This is a genomic window from Streptomyces mangrovisoli, from assembly GCF_000974985.2.
In the GTDB taxonomy this organism is placed as follows: Bacteria; Actinomycetota; Actinomycetes; order Streptomycetales; family Streptomycetaceae; genus Streptomyces; species Streptomyces mangrovisoli.
The window spans coordinates 1-13,914 of record NZ_LAVA02000040.1 but is presented as its reverse complement, the minus strand read 5'-3'; the positions used below and the strand labels follow the sequence as shown (position 1 = coordinate 13,914).

Sequence of the window (13,914 nt, the reverse complement as noted above, 5' to 3'; positions counted from 1 at the left end):
AATGACTAAGGCGAATATCACAATTACGTATCGGACATACCGCGCTCCAACCTTCACACACGGCACACAAGTTCGTTATTTTGACCCCAGGCTGTACGACTCCCTCCGGCGAACCTCGCCGGGTCGCGCGGCCTCCGTCGAATCCGGTACGGCCCCCAGGGGCGAACCGGAGCCGGGGACCCACCGATCTCCGGGGTGAATCGACCCGACCGCCCACCCGGGCGAGGGCCGTAGGGCACGCCTTCCGATACCGCCCGAACCCGTCAGCTAACTCGGTAGGCGGAGCACGGAAGGAGTACGTCTCCCACCATGGCGCGAGACGAGGGGCCCAGCGGCGCCGAGATCGAGCAGCGGATCAACAACCTGTACAACCGCGCCGAGACGGACTCCGGAACGTACAACGCCACCCGCGCGATGACCGTCGGCGCCTCCCGCCGATCCGGCAAGTCCGGTGCGGGCAGAGGCGGTTCGGGTTCCGGTCGGGGCGGTTCGGGTTCCGGCTCGGAGATGGACGGCGTCGCGCGGCAGTGGTTCGACATGGCCCGCAACGCGATCGGCCCGACGGTCGCCGCCGCGCTGCCCCGGGACCGGCTCCCCCAGCGCGAGGCGGACCGCCCGCGCTCCTCCTCGCCCGCCCCGCGCAAGGACAAGGACTCCGGTCCCACCCTCAGCGACCTGGAGGCCGCTCTCCGCAAGACCCCGGAGCTGACCGGCGGTTCGGGCTCCGCCGCGGTTGCGGAATTTCCGGCGGCCCCGGCCCGCCCGGCCGCAGCCCCGCTCGCCCTGCCCGCCGCGCCCGCGCAACCCACCGCTCCGCGCCCCGAGTTGACGGCCTCCCCCGCCGCCGCGCCCGGCCCGACGAGTGTCCTGCCGACCGTGCAGCCCGAGTGGGGTACCGGGCAGATCCCGGCGGTTCCGGCCCAGGCGGAGTGGGGCACGGGTGCGATCCCGCAGGTCCCCGCACAGCCGGACTGGGGCACGGGCGCCATGCCCGTCGTCCCGGCTCAGCCGGACTGGGGAACGGGTGCGATCCCGCAGGTCCCCGCACAGCCGGACTGGGGCACGGGCGCCATCCCCCAGGTCCCCGCACAGGCCGACTGGGGCACGGGCGCCATCCCCCAGGTCCCCGCACAGGCCGACTGGGGAACCGGTGCCATCCCCCAGGTCCCCGCGCAGGCGGAGTGGGGCACCGGGCAGATGCCCGTCGTCCCCGCCGCCCAGCCCGGTTGGGGCACGGGCCCCATGCCGGTCATCCCGGCCCAGAACGACTGGGGCAGCGGCCCGATCCCGGTCGTCCCGTCCTCGGTCGGCCCGGGTACGGGAGCCGTCCCGACGGTGGCCGATCTGCCCGACTGGGCCACCGGCGGAATGCCCGTCGTCCCCGCGCAGCCGGACTGGGGCACGGGCGCCGTCCCGCAGGTCTCGCAGCCGGACTGGGGCACGGGTGCGATCCCTCAGGTCCCCGCACAGCCCGAGTGGGGCACCGGGCAGATCCCGGCCGTGCCCGCGCAGAACGACTGGGGCAGCGGTCCGATTCCCCAGGTGCCCGGCGCGCAGGGCGACTGGGGCACCGGCGCCGTCCCCACGGTCCCGCCCCAGGCGCAGCCTCAGCCGGAGTGGAACACCGGATCCTTCCCCGCGACCCCGGCCGCCGCTCAGGCCGCCCCGGTCGTCCCCGCCGCTCCCCCGGCCGCCCGCGCCGTACCGACCGCGACCCCGCGCGTGCAGTGGGGCACCGACGCCGCCGCCCAGATGCCGACCCCACGGGTCCAGTGGGGCACGAGCGGCGCCCAGGCCCAGCCGCCGACCCCGCGCGTCGAGTGGGGCACCGGTGCCGTACCGACCGCGGCCCCCGCTCCCGACTGGGGCACGGGCGCCATCCCGACCGCCACCCCCACCCCCGACTGGGGCACGGGCGCCATCCCGACCGCCACCCCCACCCCCGACTGGGGCACGGGACAGATGCCTGTCGCGCCCGCGCAGCAGGCGTGGGGCACGGGTGCCGTGCCCGTGGTCCCGGCCCAGGCGGAGTGGGACACCGGGCAGATCCCCGCCGTCGCCGCCCAGACCCCTCCCCCGGTGGAATGGCCGGCCGCCGCCGCCCAGGCCCAGGCGGCCATGCCCGCGGCCGCAGCGGCACAAGCACCGGCACCGGCACCGGCACCGGCCCAGCCGTCCGCCCCGGGGCAGCCCACCCGTTACGCCCTCAAGGCCGCCAAGGCGCTGGAGTTCGCCCGCGCACAGGTCGGCAGGCCGTGTCTCATGGGTGCCGCCGGGCCGGAGGCCTACGACTGCGCCAGCCTCACGCAGGCCGCCTGGCGGGCCGCCGGAGTCGCCCTGCCGCGCACGGCACAGGAACAGGTCGGCGCCGGGCGGCAGATCCCCCTCACCCGGCTCAAGCCCGGCGACCTGATCTTCTTCCACGCCGGTGCCGCCCATGTCGGCATGTCCACGGGCAACGGCCTGATGATCCACGCGCCCGGCCCCGGCGGGTCCATCCAGGAGGAGTCCATCTTCTTCGCCGGCCCGCAGGCCATCCAGGGCGCGATCCGGCCCGCGTGACACCCGGCGCCGCGGCGCCGCTCGCCGGTGGCCACCGTCGTACGACGGTGGCCACCGGCGATTCCCGGCCAGGTCATCGAACGGTCAAGCGATACCCAGGCGTCGGCCAAGCCGCTGTACGGGTTCTGCATCGGTCCCCCGGCCCGAACCGACATAGCCGGATTTGCCCTCGCGCACGCTGGCTACGGTGGTGCCACCCGATCGACGACACAGCCAAAGGGGACGGGGGCAGGGGTGGTGACGCGTTCGCGCATACTGGACTTCGTCGGGCCCGAACCGCCGGACGGCACGCGGGCCGACGGCACGCCGAAGACCGTCCGTTCCCGTCTCCAGGACTACGCCGACGCCCAACCGGCCCCGGCGGGACCGGCCGACGCCCGCCCGGGACCCCGGCCCGGCGTCCCGCCGTACCACACACCGGTGTTCGTGCCCGCGCATCCGCGCTACGTCGACGCGAGGGACGAGGCCGGACGGCCCGTCCGAGTCCCCTTCATCGTCTACGAGTTCTTCGCGCACCCGGCGGGCTCCACGGTGGCCTTCGCGTTCACCAGCCTGAGCGCGCTGGTGGCGGCGCTGGGCGACAACCAGCCGTGGGTGGCCACTTCGCTCGGACCGCTCGCCGAGGATGTGCGCGGGCGCGGCATGACCGTGCTGCTCGACCCGCGCGTGGCGCCGGGACAATCCAACTGGCGGCCGGAGGACCTGGCCGCGTACGCGCGGGAGGCGCGCTGATGGCCGACTTCCAGGCGGTGATGAGCGATCTCACCGCGATGACCAAGACCTTCCACGACCAGGCCCGCGACTACCGGGGCCTCGGCCCGGACGTGACCCCGCCGGTCGCGGACAGCGGTGACGGCGGCTGCGACCACGCGATCAAGGAGATCGCCGACCTGATCGTGGCCCTGCACATCGGGTTCGCCGACCGGCTGGACGACCACGGCGACAAGGTGGCGTACGCACGCGACTCCTTCCAGCGCCACGACGTCGACGTGCACGGCGTGTTCGAGGACCTGATGACGGGTGAGGGCTGATGGGCGACAGCTGGGTCGGCGGTGACATCGGCGGGCTGCGCACGATGGCGGACACCTACAAGAACGCCAAGGGCAAGCTCGACGACGTCGTGCGCCCGGTCACCGACGCCGTGGAGGCGTTGGTGACCGACGCGGGCTGGCAGGGCGAGGCCGCCGAGAGCTTCCGCGGCCGCTGGAGCGAGGACGCGCTCACCGCGGGCGCCTTCGCCAACCTCGTGCACGACGCGGGCGCCATCCTCGACACGCTCGTCCAGTCGCTGTCCGGGTGCGAGACGGCTCTCCAGAACGCCGAGGCCGTCGCGGTGGGCAAGGGCGTGCCGATGGGCGCCAAGGGCGTGCCGAACTCCTTCGTCACCGCCGATCCGCCCACCGCGGACGACCAGAAGACGATCTCCGCGTTCCACGAGTACGACCAGGTGCGCCAGGAGATCCTGCACACCGCGCAGCACGCCCGCCTGGTCGCCGCCGACCAGCTGACCGCGCTGTACGCGCAGGTCACCGGCCCGGTCTCGCAGGGCGACAAGGTCACCCTCGCGGACTATCTGCGCGGTCTGTACGCCTACGACGCCGAGGACGCGCGGGCCGGCGGGGCCAAGGCGCGCGCGGCCCTGGACGACGCCAAGGCCGAGGAGACGGCGGCCAAGAAGGCGCTGCGCTCCGAGCGCAAGGCGTTCCAGAAGGCCGGCAAGAACCTGCCCAAGGACCTCCCCGCAAAGGGTGCCTACCGGGACGCGGTCGCGCAGGTCGAGTCGCTGGAGTCGGACATCGCCCGCGCCGACCACGGCAGTACGGCACTGCCGTACGACCGCGCGCTCAACGTGAAGCTCGCCGACGCCGCGGACGCGCTGCGGCTCGGCGAGGGCGTCGAGAAACTCCCCGACTTCCTCAAGGAGATACCGGTCCTGGACGTCGCGGCGGCCGGCGCCTGCGGGCTGCTGGAGGCGTCCGACGACCACGACAAGGGCTGGTCGTGGCAGCATTCCGTCACCGTCGACGGCGGCGCCAACATCGCCGGTCTGGTCGCCGGGACGGCGATCACGGCCGGGCTGGTGGCCGCCGCGCCGGTCGATGTTCCGGTGGCCGTGGTCGCCGGGGTCGGCGGCGCGGTCGTGATCGGCGCGACGGGCATCATCGACCACTCCTTCCACGAGCACTGGAGCGAGGACATCCACGACCACGGCGTGGTCGGGGGGATCCTGCACGGCTCCGGGAACGTGCTGTCGGAGACCGGGGACGACTTCGTACGACTGAAGGATGACGTCTGGCATGGCATCAAGAGCCTCTTCTGAAGCGCCCGCCGCGGGGGCTCCCGCCCGCGTCCCGGCCCTGCCGGGGCTAGGCACCACCTGGTACGAGCGGGGCCCGCGCTACTGGCTTCGGCGCGCCTTCGGCGCCCTGCTCTGGTTCGCGGTGACGGCCTTCGCGTGTTTCGTCGCGCTGCGGCTCTACGGCGGCTTCCGGGGCGAACTGCCCTCCGCGGTGCGGCCGGTGTGGGACTGGGTCCAGGTCGTCGCGTCCTGTGGGGCGCTCGTGTGGGGCTGGGTGGTGCAGCGCCGGGAGCACCGGCGCCGGCTCCAGGACCCGCCGTCGCCCGCCGCGGCCCGTGCGGGCAAGCGGGACGAGACGCGGCGGTCCGGCGGGCGCGCGGTCGCGGGCCGCTTCCTGTTGCTGGTGGCGGCGCCCGTGCTGCCCGCGTGCGCGGCGTGGCTCGTCGGCTGGGTCCTCGCCGCGTTCACGGTCCGGGAGTACCCGAGCGAGGTGGGGGCGCGACGGGCGCTGCGGAACGGGCAGGACGCGTAGGGCCTTTGCCGTGCAGCCCTTCGTCGTCCGGCCCTTTGTCGTCCGGCCCTTTTCCGCCCGGCCCTTTTCCGCCCGGCCCGTTGCCGTGCGCGGTCCGGGGCGGGTTCAGCGGGTACGGCGGCGCTGGGCCCGCCACGACGCGTGGTGGTCCAGCACGGTCTCCGCTGTCGGCCGGTAGGTGAGGCCGAGTTCGCGCAGTCCGCGGGTGTTGTCCACGCGGAAGCGGATGCCGAGGTGCTTGCGGATGTAGTCCTGGGTGAGGCCGAAGGCGGGGCCGAGGATCCGGACGGGCCAGTGCGGCAGGGCGGTGCGCGGCAGCCGCGGGTCGCGGGGGTGGCGGGTGCGGACGATCCGGGCCATGTCGTGGAACGACGTCATGGTCTCGGCCGCGACGATGTACCGGCCGGTGGCCTCGGGATGTTCGGCGGCGGCGACATGGGCGTCGGCCAGGTCACGGACGTCGACCGTGGTGAAGCTGAAGTCGGGGGCGCCGTAGAAGAAGTAGCCCTTGAAGAGTTCGTCGAGCAGGAACAGGCTGCCGGACGTGGACGCGGGGGTGAGCGAGGGGCCCAGCACCAGGCCGGGGTTGAGGCAGACCAGCCGCCAGCGGTCCTGGCCGGCGGCGGCCTCGCGGGCGGCGGCCTCGGCGAGGGTCTTGGCGTAGTGGTAGGGGTTGTTCTCCACCGTGCTCGACGTGTTGAAGTACCGCTCGCTCAGGACCTGTCCGTCCATCTCCAGGACGTCGGCGTAGTCGCCGAAGACGGTGCCGACGGTGGACGTCAGGACCACCGTGCCGACGCTCGGGGTGCGTTCGACGCTCGCCAGGACGTTGCGGGTGCCGAGCAGCGCGGGGTCGACCATGTCGCGCTGCCCGTCCGTGATCTTCTCGGGCATCAGGAACGGGGACGCCACGTGGAAGACGGTGCGGCAGTCCTTCATGGCCTCGTCGAAGGAGCCCTCGGCGAGCAGGTCGGCCTCGAAGAGCGTCAGGCGGCTGGGGAAGGCCTCCTGCATCTCGCGCAGCGGGCGGGTCTTCACGGGGTCCGCGGCGCGGCGCACGGTCGTGCGCACGGTGTAGCCCCGCTCCAGCAGCCGCCGTACGAGATGGCTGCCGACGAATCCGCTGCCGCCGGTCACCACGACGGTCGTGTCCGCCCCTGTGTCCACGCTGTCCACGCGTCGCTCTCCTCGGTCCCCGCCGGTGGTACGTCGGTGGCGGGATCGTACGCGGTCGGCGGGCCGTTGACACCGGGTGGTGCGGGGCCGGTGGGAAGGCCCCGCACCACGGGATGCCGAGCGGCGCGGGTCACACGTGCGGGCGGCGGCCGCGCTCCTGGTGCGGGAACGTCTGGTCGGCGCCGGGCAGGGTCGGCTTGGGCAGGGTGGCGACCTCCTCCTTGGCCTTCTCCAGCTGCTCCGCGGTGTCGTCGGGGAGGCTCGGGGCGTGGCGCCGGGGGCGGGAGAAGCGGAACGCGGAGGTGAAGTCGCCGAAGGTGTCGCGCCGCCAGGCGCTGACGTTCGGCTCCGCCACCCCGGTGAAGCGCTCCAGGAACTGGAGTGCCGAGGTGTGGTCGAACGCCTCGGTGGCGACCCAGCCGCCCACCGTCCAGGGCGAGATGATGATGGCGGGCACCCGGAAGCCGCCGCCGATGGGCAGGCCGGAGATGAACTCGTCGGCCGTGCCGGCGGGCGGGGTGGGCGGGGCGACGTGGTCGAACAGGCCGTCGTTCTCGTCGTAGTTGAGGATGAAGGCCGTCTTGCGCCACACCTTCGGGTTGGACGCGATGGCCTCGATCTTCGACGCGACGAAGTCGGCGCCGGCCGCGGGAAGGTAGTCCGGGTGCTCGGACTGGTAGCTGGTGGGCATGATCCAGGACACGGCCGGCAGCCGGTCGTTGCGAGCGTCGTCCTCGAAGGTGCCCTCGGGCTGCGGGCGCACACCGCGCTCGTACAGGTCGGAACCGGGCTGCGCGTTCTTGAAGGTGGCGAACTGCTCCAGCATGTTGCAGCCGTAGTCGTCGTCCTGCTGGTAGACCTTCCAGCTGACTCCGGCGTCCTGGAGGCGTTCGGCGTAGGTCGTCCAGCGGTAGGGCTGCGGAGCCGAGTTCTTGATGACCGGGCCGCCCAGGGTGCCGCCGGGGTCGATCGAACCGGTCATCCACATCAGGCGGTTCGGCCAGGTGGGGCCGAAGACCGAGCAGAAGTAGTTGTCGCAGATGGTGAACGTCTCGGCGAGCGCGAACTGGAAGGGGATGTCCTCGCGCGTGTAGTAGCCCATGACGTAGGGGCCGTTGACCCCGTCGGCCGCGCGGTGGGCGGGGAGCCACTGGTCCATCTTGCCGTTGTTCCACGCCGAGTGCTGCACGGACCAGGCGTGGCTGGTCGACGGGATGGCCTGGGCGCTGGACGTATGGGTGTCCAGGTGGAAGGGGAGCAGATAGCCCTTGGGGTTCACGGCGTCGGGCTGGTAGAAGACGCTGCGGCCGGTGTCGAGGCGCAGCGCGTGCGGGTCCGAGAAGCCGCGGACGCCGGACAAGGTCCCGAAGTAGTGGTCGAACGACCGGTTCTCCTGCATCAGCAGGACGACGTGCTCGATGTCGCGCAGCGAGCTGTGCTTGGGCGGTTCGGCTGCGACCGCCTTCTGGACGCTCGGTGGGAGGAGGGAGAGCGCCGCGGCGCCGCCCAGCGCGCCCGCGGTCGAACCCAGAAGTCTACGACGTGTCAACTCGGCCATGGATACCCCTTGTCGAGTGTTCTCGCGGACTGGTCGCCCGCCACTCTCCGCTCGCCGCGGTGTGCGGCGTCAGGGGCCGATGATGAACAGGCGGACAACGGGAAGGAAGGGATTGACCAACCCATGACCCACGCCATACCGCCGTTGCCGCCCCGTTGCCTCGCCTTGAGAAAACATGGCCGCTACAGGAATACACGTTCGCCCCAACCGACACCCACTCAGGCGTACGTCCACCGCCAAGCGTTCGCACTGTAGGAACACCGGATCCGCGCGCCGCTCGCGGTGGTCGTCGTGGCACCGTGGTCGCTGTTGCGGCAGAACTGGCCTGCGGAGTAGCAGTTGCCGGCGTTGGACCGGATCGAGCAGGTGGTGGTGGAGCCCGATCCGCTGCCGCTCCCGCTGGTTCCGGTGCCCCCGCTCGATCCACTCCGGAAGCCCCGGCGTCCTGCTGTCCGCCGTCACCGCCGGCACCCATGACGGCGCCCGCGGTGAAGATGCCCAGTCCCCTGAGCTTCCCTCGGAACGACCCCTCCGGACGATGATGTTCGGGGAGCGCGTCATCCTGGCGAGGCGGCACCCGCGCCGCGCGGCGTGGGGCGGTGCGACGGGAGCGGCGGTGCGACGGGAGCGGCGGTGGGGCAGTGCGGCGGCCGGTGCGAGGTGGCGCTCAACGGCCCTATGCCCGGTGGATGTTCGGATTTCGTCACCGGTTGGGTGGGGGGCGCTTTTGAGGGCGTGTGGGGGTGGGGGTTCGTGCTAGGAATGGCGGCGCGCCGCCTTGACGCTCCATCGAGTCGGGCGGTCCGGAACACCGCACGTTCCGTCAGCAGGGCCCACGGGGGCCTCAGGGGGAGGTAGACCGCAGTGAACCGTACGCGTACGACGACGGCCGTCCTGGCGACGGCCGGGATCGTCACCGCCGCTCAGCTCGGCTTCGCGGGCGCCGCGTCGGCGGCGTCCGCCTCGGCGACGAGTTCGAGCTGCCCGATCAGCATCAGCTACCCGAGCCGCTTCTACGTCGACTCGAACGGCTGGGTGACCGGCAGCGGGCTGTACTTCGGTGTCAACAACAAGAGCACCACGAAGAGCTTCAAGAAGGTCACCTTCACGGTGACCGACGTGAAGAACATCCGCTTCGGGACGGCGACGGCGAAGGGCGGCAAGGTCACGCACCGCACGTCCAAGACCGTCTCCGTCTACACGGCCACGCTCAAGGCCAAGGGGAAGCTCGGCGTCACGGTGCGCACGCACCTGCTCAACACGCACTCCTACAAGGTGAAGTTCACGCTGAAGGGGACCGGCTGGAACTGCGCCGTGAACCAGGGCACCTGGGGCGTCTGACCCGCCGCACAACGGGAACGGGCAGGACAGCGCGGGGCCGGACGCCGTACGGCGTCCGGCCCCGCGCGCGTGTCGCGCTGGTTCACGCGCCGGTCCTCGCATAGCGGGTCAGGAAGCCGACGCCGGACGGCTCCACCGACAGGCACCGCAGGTGGACCGGCGCCGTCCCCGCGGGGAAGAACGGATCTCCGGTGCCGACGACCTCCGGGAAGGTCAGCAGGCGGTACTCGTCGACCAGGTCCTCGGCCGCGAGGGCCCCGACGACGCTGCGGCTGCCCAGCACCACGATGTCGCCCTCCGCCTTGCGGACGGCGGCGGCCGGGTCGCCGTCGACGACGGTCGAGTTGCTCCAGGCCGAGGTGTCCAGGCCGGTGCGGGAGACGACCAGCTTGCGCGCCGCGTTCATGCGGTCCGCGAAGGGACCGGACCGACCGGGCCAGATCCGCGCGAACTCCTGCCAGGTCGCGCGGCCCAGCAGCATCGCGCCGTCCTCCAGCACGTCCGCGATCCCGAACTTGTCCCCCGCGATCTGCTCCCGGCCGTGCCGCAGGACCCAGCCACCGGTCGGCGTGCCCGAGGCGCCGGCCGGGTCGGCGGCCACCCCGTCCACGGTGATGAATTGAATGACGATGACGCTCATCGCGACTGTCCTCTCGGTCGATGCTCGCAGGTACATACCGGCGGCACCGGCCGGACTCATCGCGGCGGGGAGAATTCGTTCGCGGGCGGCTGGGGCGGCAGGCCGAAGGAGGCCAGCACCTGCGGGTCGACGAACACCGAGTTCCGCGCGATCCGGTCCCCGAGCAGGGTGAGGACCTGGACGGAGTGCAGCACCGGCCCGTCGTCCCGGCCCGGCCCGGGGGCGTACGCGGCGAGCGCGGGCTGGCCGCCCGCCGTCACGACCCGCACCCGCCAGCCGGTGCCGCGCCGCGCGAACACCCCCTCCATGAAGGCGCCGTAGTGCTCGCCGCCGCGGTACCAGAACGGGATCGGCGGCATCTCCAGGACGACGGCGTCGGTGAGCAGCCGTACGAGCGCGGCCACGTCGGCGGCCTCGAAGGCGCGGACGTACCGCTCGACGGTGGCGCGGGCGGCCGGGTCGTCCGGTTCGGGCACCTCGCCCGCGTCCTCGATCCCGGCCAGCGCGGACCGGGCGCGCTGGAGCGCGCTGTTGACCGCGGCGACCGAGGTGTCGAGCTGTTCGGCGACCTCGGCGGCGCTGAACTCCAGGACCTCGCGGAGCACGAGCACGGCCCGCTGCCGGGCCGGCAGCAGCTGGAGGGCCGCGACGAGCGCGAGCCGCAGGCCGGTGCGCAGCTCCGGGTCGAACCGCGCGTCGGGGAACGGCTGGAGCCACGGGATGTCCGTCGCGGGCGTCAGCGGCGCCGCCGGGTCGTCGCTCGGCGCGCCGAGCCCGGAGGGCAGCGGGCGGCGGGCGCGGCCCCGCAGGGCGGTCAGGCACACGTTGGTGGCGATCCGGTAGAGCCAGGTCCGCAGTGAGGCGCGCGCCGGGTCGTAGCGGTCGCGGGCCTTCCAGGCGCGCAGCAGCGTCTCCTGCGTCAGGTCCTCCGCCTCGTGGAAGGACCCGGTCATGCGGTAGCAGTACGTAACCAACTCGCTGCGGTGCGGCTCGAGGTTCACGCCGGCCATCATCGCGTACGACCCCGCGCCGCACCATCGGCGCCCGGTGACGGCGTCCGCGCGGACAGGGTGCACCGCCCCGGCGAAACGTCGGCGGCTCCGCGCGCGTCTTTCCCGGTATCGGTCCCGTGCGGGCGCATACTTCCGGCGTCCCGGTCAACCTCGGACAGCCCGCCCAACTGAGGACGTACGGGCGGGAATTGTCATCCGAACAGGTGGACTTGGGTACTCCCGGGGCGCGTTCGCGCCATGTTGCTCAAGTGGCGGATGTGATTAAGGCGACACGTGGTCGTTGAACATGCTGGAAAAGCGCAGGCCCGGACGATGACTACGGAGAGTAAGGAAACCATTCACCCGTTCGATTCGTATAAGTCCGTGGAAGCCGAAACCAGGCGGGCGGAGCGGGGCATCCGATAAGAGGGCCCGTCCGGCGGAGGCAGCACCGAACAGGGAGAGACGATGCAACCGTTCGCGCTCAACTACGCGCGCCCAGCGGCACAGTTGGAAGTCACCGTTCCGTATGTCTACGACTCCGGACTCCAGTTGAACGTGCTCCCCGACGGTCGGCTCGCCGCCACCGACTTCGCCGTCATGCGCGCGCTGGGGACCACCACCTCGACCGCGGGTTCCAAGACGCACTTCGACGACTGACCGCGGAATCCGACATGACCGTGCTCATCCTGACGAGTGAAGAAGACGTGACGGCCGACATGGTGGTCGTCCGTCTGCACGAGGCGGGCGTCCCGGTGCTCCGGTTCGACCCCGCCGACCTGACCCACGGCGTCGCCCTCTCGGGCGAGTACGTGCACGGCGTCTCACGCGGGCATCTGTCCGTGGCGGGCCGCCTGGTCAGCATGTCCGGTCTGCGGTCCGTCTGGGTGCGCAGACCGGGCGTGCCCGCCGCCCGCGCCGCCGACCCGTCCGCCTGGCTGTCCGAGGAGTCCTCCCAGGCGCTGTACGGGATGCTGCGCTCCACCGACGCCCGCTGGATGAACCATCCCGACGCGGCCACCCGCGCCCGCCACAAGCCCTGGCAGCTGCGGCTCGCCCAGCGCAGCGGCCTGGCCGTGCCCGCCACCCTCATCACGACGTTCCCGCAGGCGGCCCGGGACTTCGCGGAGCGCTTCCCGGACCTGGTGGTCAAGCCGGTCTCCGGCGCGCACCCGCAGGAACCGCCGCGGGCGGTGCCGACCAGCAGGGTCGCCCCGGACGCCGACTTCGCGGCCGTCGCCTACGGCCCGACACTGCTGCAACGCCGGATCGCCAAACGGGCCGACATCCGGCTGACCGTGGTGGGCGACCGTCTCCACGGCGCCCGCAAGGCCGTGGCCGCGGACGCCGACCCCGACGTGGTGGACGTGCGGTTCGCCGAGTCCACCGAACCCTGGCGGCCCGTGGAGGTCCCGCCGCGCGTCGGCGCCGCCGTCCGCACCTACCTTCACGAGGCCGAACTCGCCTACGGTGCCTTCGACTTCGCCGAGGACGCGGACGGCATCTGGTGGTTCCTGGAGTGCAACCAGTCCGGCCAGTTCGGCTTCATCGAGATGGACACCGGCCAGCCCATCGCCCGCAGCATCGCCGAGTGGCTCGCGGGCGAGCCCCGCCCGGCGCACGCACACGCCAACGGGACCGCCCGCACCACGTCCTGAGCTGCGGCGCGGGCCGGGAACCCGGCACGGCCGGCAGGGGCTTGCGCGCGGGCCGGGGGGCCATGTCACGATCACCGCGGACGCGACCGTGCGTCCGTACGACATCGGCGGCCACCGCGGCGGCGTGCCGAGGAGAGGCCACCGTATGCGCATCGGACTGCTGGGCACCGGACCCTGGGCGCGGATGGTGCACGCACCCGCCCTGCACGAGCACGACCGGCTGGACTTCGCCGGGGTGTGGGGCCGGCGCCCCGAGGCGGCACGGGAGTTGGCCGACCGCTTCGGCACCCGCGCCTACGCCGACGTCGACGCCCTCCTCGACGACGTCGACGCCGTCGCGGTGGCGCTCCCCCCGTCCGTGCAGGCCGAGTTGGCGGTCCGGGCGGCCGGGGCGGGCCGCCACCTGCTGCTGGACAAACCGATCGCGCTGTCCGTGCCGGAGGGCCGCGCGGTGGTGACGGCGGCCGAGAAGGCGCAGGTCGCCTCGGTCGTCTTCTTCACCACCCGCTTCCAGCGGGAACCCGCGGTCTGGATCGCCGAACAGGCCGCCAAGCCGGGCTGGTTCACGGCGCGAGCCCACTGGCTCGGCGCCGTCTTCACCAGCGACAGCCCGTTCGCCGACTCGCCCTGGCGGCGGGAGAAGGGCCCGCTCTGGGACATCGGCCCGCACGCCCTGTCGGTGCTGGTCCCGGTCCTCGGCGACGTGCGCCGGGTGGCCGCCGCCGTCCGCGGGCCGCGCGACGCCGTACACCTGGTGCTGGAGCACACCGGCGGCGCGTCGAGCACGCTCACCCTCAGCCTCAGCGCCCCGCCCGCCGCGGCCGGGGCCGCGCTGGAGCTGCGCGGCGAGGCGGGCGCGACGCTGCTGCCCGCCGGCTCGGACGACGGCGTCGCGGCCTTCCGCCGGGCCGCCGACGCACTCCTCGACTCCGCCCGCACGGGCACCCCGCACCCCTGCGACGCGGCCTTCGCACTGCGGGTCACCGAGACACTGGCGGAGGCGGAGGCACTGCTGGCCTAGGACCCGACTCTCGGACGGGCCAGGGACGCGGCAGCCCGGTCCGCCGGGGGCCCGTCCACCGCGCACCCGATCCGCCGGGGGCCGGTGCACGGCCCCGGCCCGCCGGGGCCGGTCCGCAGGGGCCGGTCCGCAGGG

Annotated in this window: 13 protein-coding genes, 1 pseudogene and 1 riboswitch; of the genes and pseudogenes, 9 read left to right on the top strand and 5 right to left on the bottom strand. The window is 73.1% G+C overall.

Features of this window, described 5'->3' with window-relative positions:
- The first annotated feature begins 140 nt into the window (after positions 1 to 140).
- Positions 141 to 298, top strand: a riboswitch (cyclic di-AMP (ydaO/yuaA leader).
- A gap of 11 nt (positions 299 to 309) precedes the next feature.
- The 5 genes from WN71_RS42750 to WN71_RS18520 all read left to right on the top strand — a co-directional run bounded on the left by WN71_RS42750 (position 310) and on the right by WN71_RS18520 (position 5,393).
- Positions 310 to 2,562 (top strand): NlpC/P60 family protein, encoded by a 2,253-nt coding sequence (locus WN71_RS42750; RefSeq protein ID WP_052743191.1) that lies wholly within the window; start codon positions 310 to 312, stop codon positions 2,560 to 2,562.
- A 234-nt stretch (positions 2,563 to 2,796) separates the two neighbouring features.
- Complete coding sequence (locus tag WN71_RS42745; protein WP_240529694.1) at positions 2,797 to 3,294, top strand: SAV_915 family protein; 498 nt, start codon at positions 2,797 to 2,799, stop codon at positions 3,292 to 3,294.
- Positions 3,294 to 3,593: a DUF6317 family protein gene (locus WN71_RS18530; RefSeq protein ID WP_240529693.1), complete on the top strand. Its 300-nt coding sequence runs from the start codon at positions 3,294 to 3,296 to the stop codon at positions 3,591 to 3,593. The genes WN71_RS42745 and WN71_RS18530 overlap by 1 nt, the downstream gene beginning before the upstream one ends.
- A complete protein-coding gene (locus WN71_RS18525; RefSeq protein ID WP_046591795.1) occupies positions 3,593 to 4,882 on the top strand; it encodes a WXG100 family type VII secretion target in 1,290 nt (429 codons plus the stop codon). Before WN71_RS18530 ends, WN71_RS18525 begins: the two co-directional genes overlap by 1 nt.
- Entirely contained in the window at positions 4,860 to 5,393 is a 534-nt protein-coding gene (locus tag WN71_RS18520; RefSeq protein WP_052743190.1) for a hypothetical protein, read from the top strand. The genes WN71_RS18525 and WN71_RS18520 overlap by 23 nt, the downstream gene beginning before the upstream one ends.
- Positions 5,394 to 5,498: 105 nt before the next feature.
- On the opposite strand, the gene WN71_RS18515 is transcribed toward WN71_RS18520, so the two are convergent.
- The 3 genes and pseudogenes from WN71_RS18515 to WN71_RS42740 form a co-directional block, all read right to left on the bottom strand.
- Complete coding sequence (locus WN71_RS18515) at positions 5,499 to 6,569, bottom strand: NAD-dependent epimerase/dehydratase family protein (RefSeq protein WP_420856509.1); 1,071 nt, start codon at positions 6,567 to 6,569, stop codon at positions 5,499 to 5,501.
- Positions 6,570 to 6,699: 130 nt separating this feature from the next.
- Positions 6,700 to 8,127: an alkaline phosphatase family protein gene (locus tag WN71_RS18510; RefSeq protein ID WP_046591794.1), complete on the bottom strand. Its 1,428-nt coding sequence runs from the start codon at positions 8,125 to 8,127 to the stop codon at positions 6,700 to 6,702.
- A 218-nt stretch (positions 8,128 to 8,345) separates the two neighbouring features.
- Positions 8,346 to 8,555, bottom strand: a pseudogene (locus WN71_RS42740) (hypothetical protein); the annotation flags it as partial.
- 436 nt (positions 8,556 to 8,991) lie between these two features.
- On the opposite strand from WN71_RS42740, the gene WN71_RS18505 reads away from it, so the two are divergent.
- Entirely contained in the window at positions 8,992 to 9,468 is a 477-nt protein-coding gene (locus tag WN71_RS18505; protein ID WP_046591793.1) for a hypothetical protein, read from the top strand.
- Between the two features lie 82 nt (positions 9,469 to 9,550).
- Here WN71_RS18505 and WN71_RS18500 read toward each other — a convergent pair whose 3' ends face one another.
- Together WN71_RS18500 and WN71_RS18495 are read right to left on the bottom strand one after the other, a co-directional pair.
- Positions 9,551 to 10,108, bottom strand: a complete 558-nt coding sequence (locus tag WN71_RS18500) for a dihydrofolate reductase family protein (RefSeq protein ID WP_046591792.1) — start codon at positions 10,106 to 10,108, stop codon at positions 9,551 to 9,553.
- A 56-nt stretch (positions 10,109 to 10,164) separates the two neighbouring features.
- A complete protein-coding gene (locus tag WN71_RS18495) occupies positions 10,165 to 11,118 on the bottom strand; it encodes an RNA polymerase subunit sigma-70 (protein WP_046591821.1) in 954 nt (317 codons plus the stop codon).
- Positions 11,119 to 11,568: 450 nt separating this feature from the next.
- Here WN71_RS18495 and tgmA point away from each other — a divergent pair, with 450 nt between their 5' ends.
- From tgmA to WN71_RS18480, 3 genes are all read left to right on the top strand, one after another.
- A complete protein-coding gene (tgmA, locus tag WN71_RS18490; RefSeq protein ID WP_046591791.1) occupies positions 11,569 to 11,760 on the top strand; it encodes a putative ATP-grasp-modified RiPP in 192 nt (63 codons plus the stop codon).
- A gap of 14 nt (positions 11,761 to 11,774) precedes the next feature.
- Positions 11,775 to 12,758: an ATP-grasp ribosomal peptide maturase gene (gene tgmB, locus WN71_RS18485; RefSeq protein ID WP_046591790.1), complete on the top strand. Its 984-nt coding sequence runs from the start codon at positions 11,775 to 11,777 to the stop codon at positions 12,756 to 12,758.
- Positions 12,759 to 12,903: 145 nt separating this feature from the next.
- Positions 12,904 to 13,779 carry a Gfo/Idh/MocA family protein gene (locus tag WN71_RS18480; protein WP_046591789.1) on the top strand — a complete coding sequence of 292 codons (876 nt, stop codon included), beginning with the start codon at positions 12,904 to 12,906 and terminating at the stop codon, positions 13,777 to 13,779.
- Positions 13,780 to 13,914: the final 135 nt, after the last annotated feature.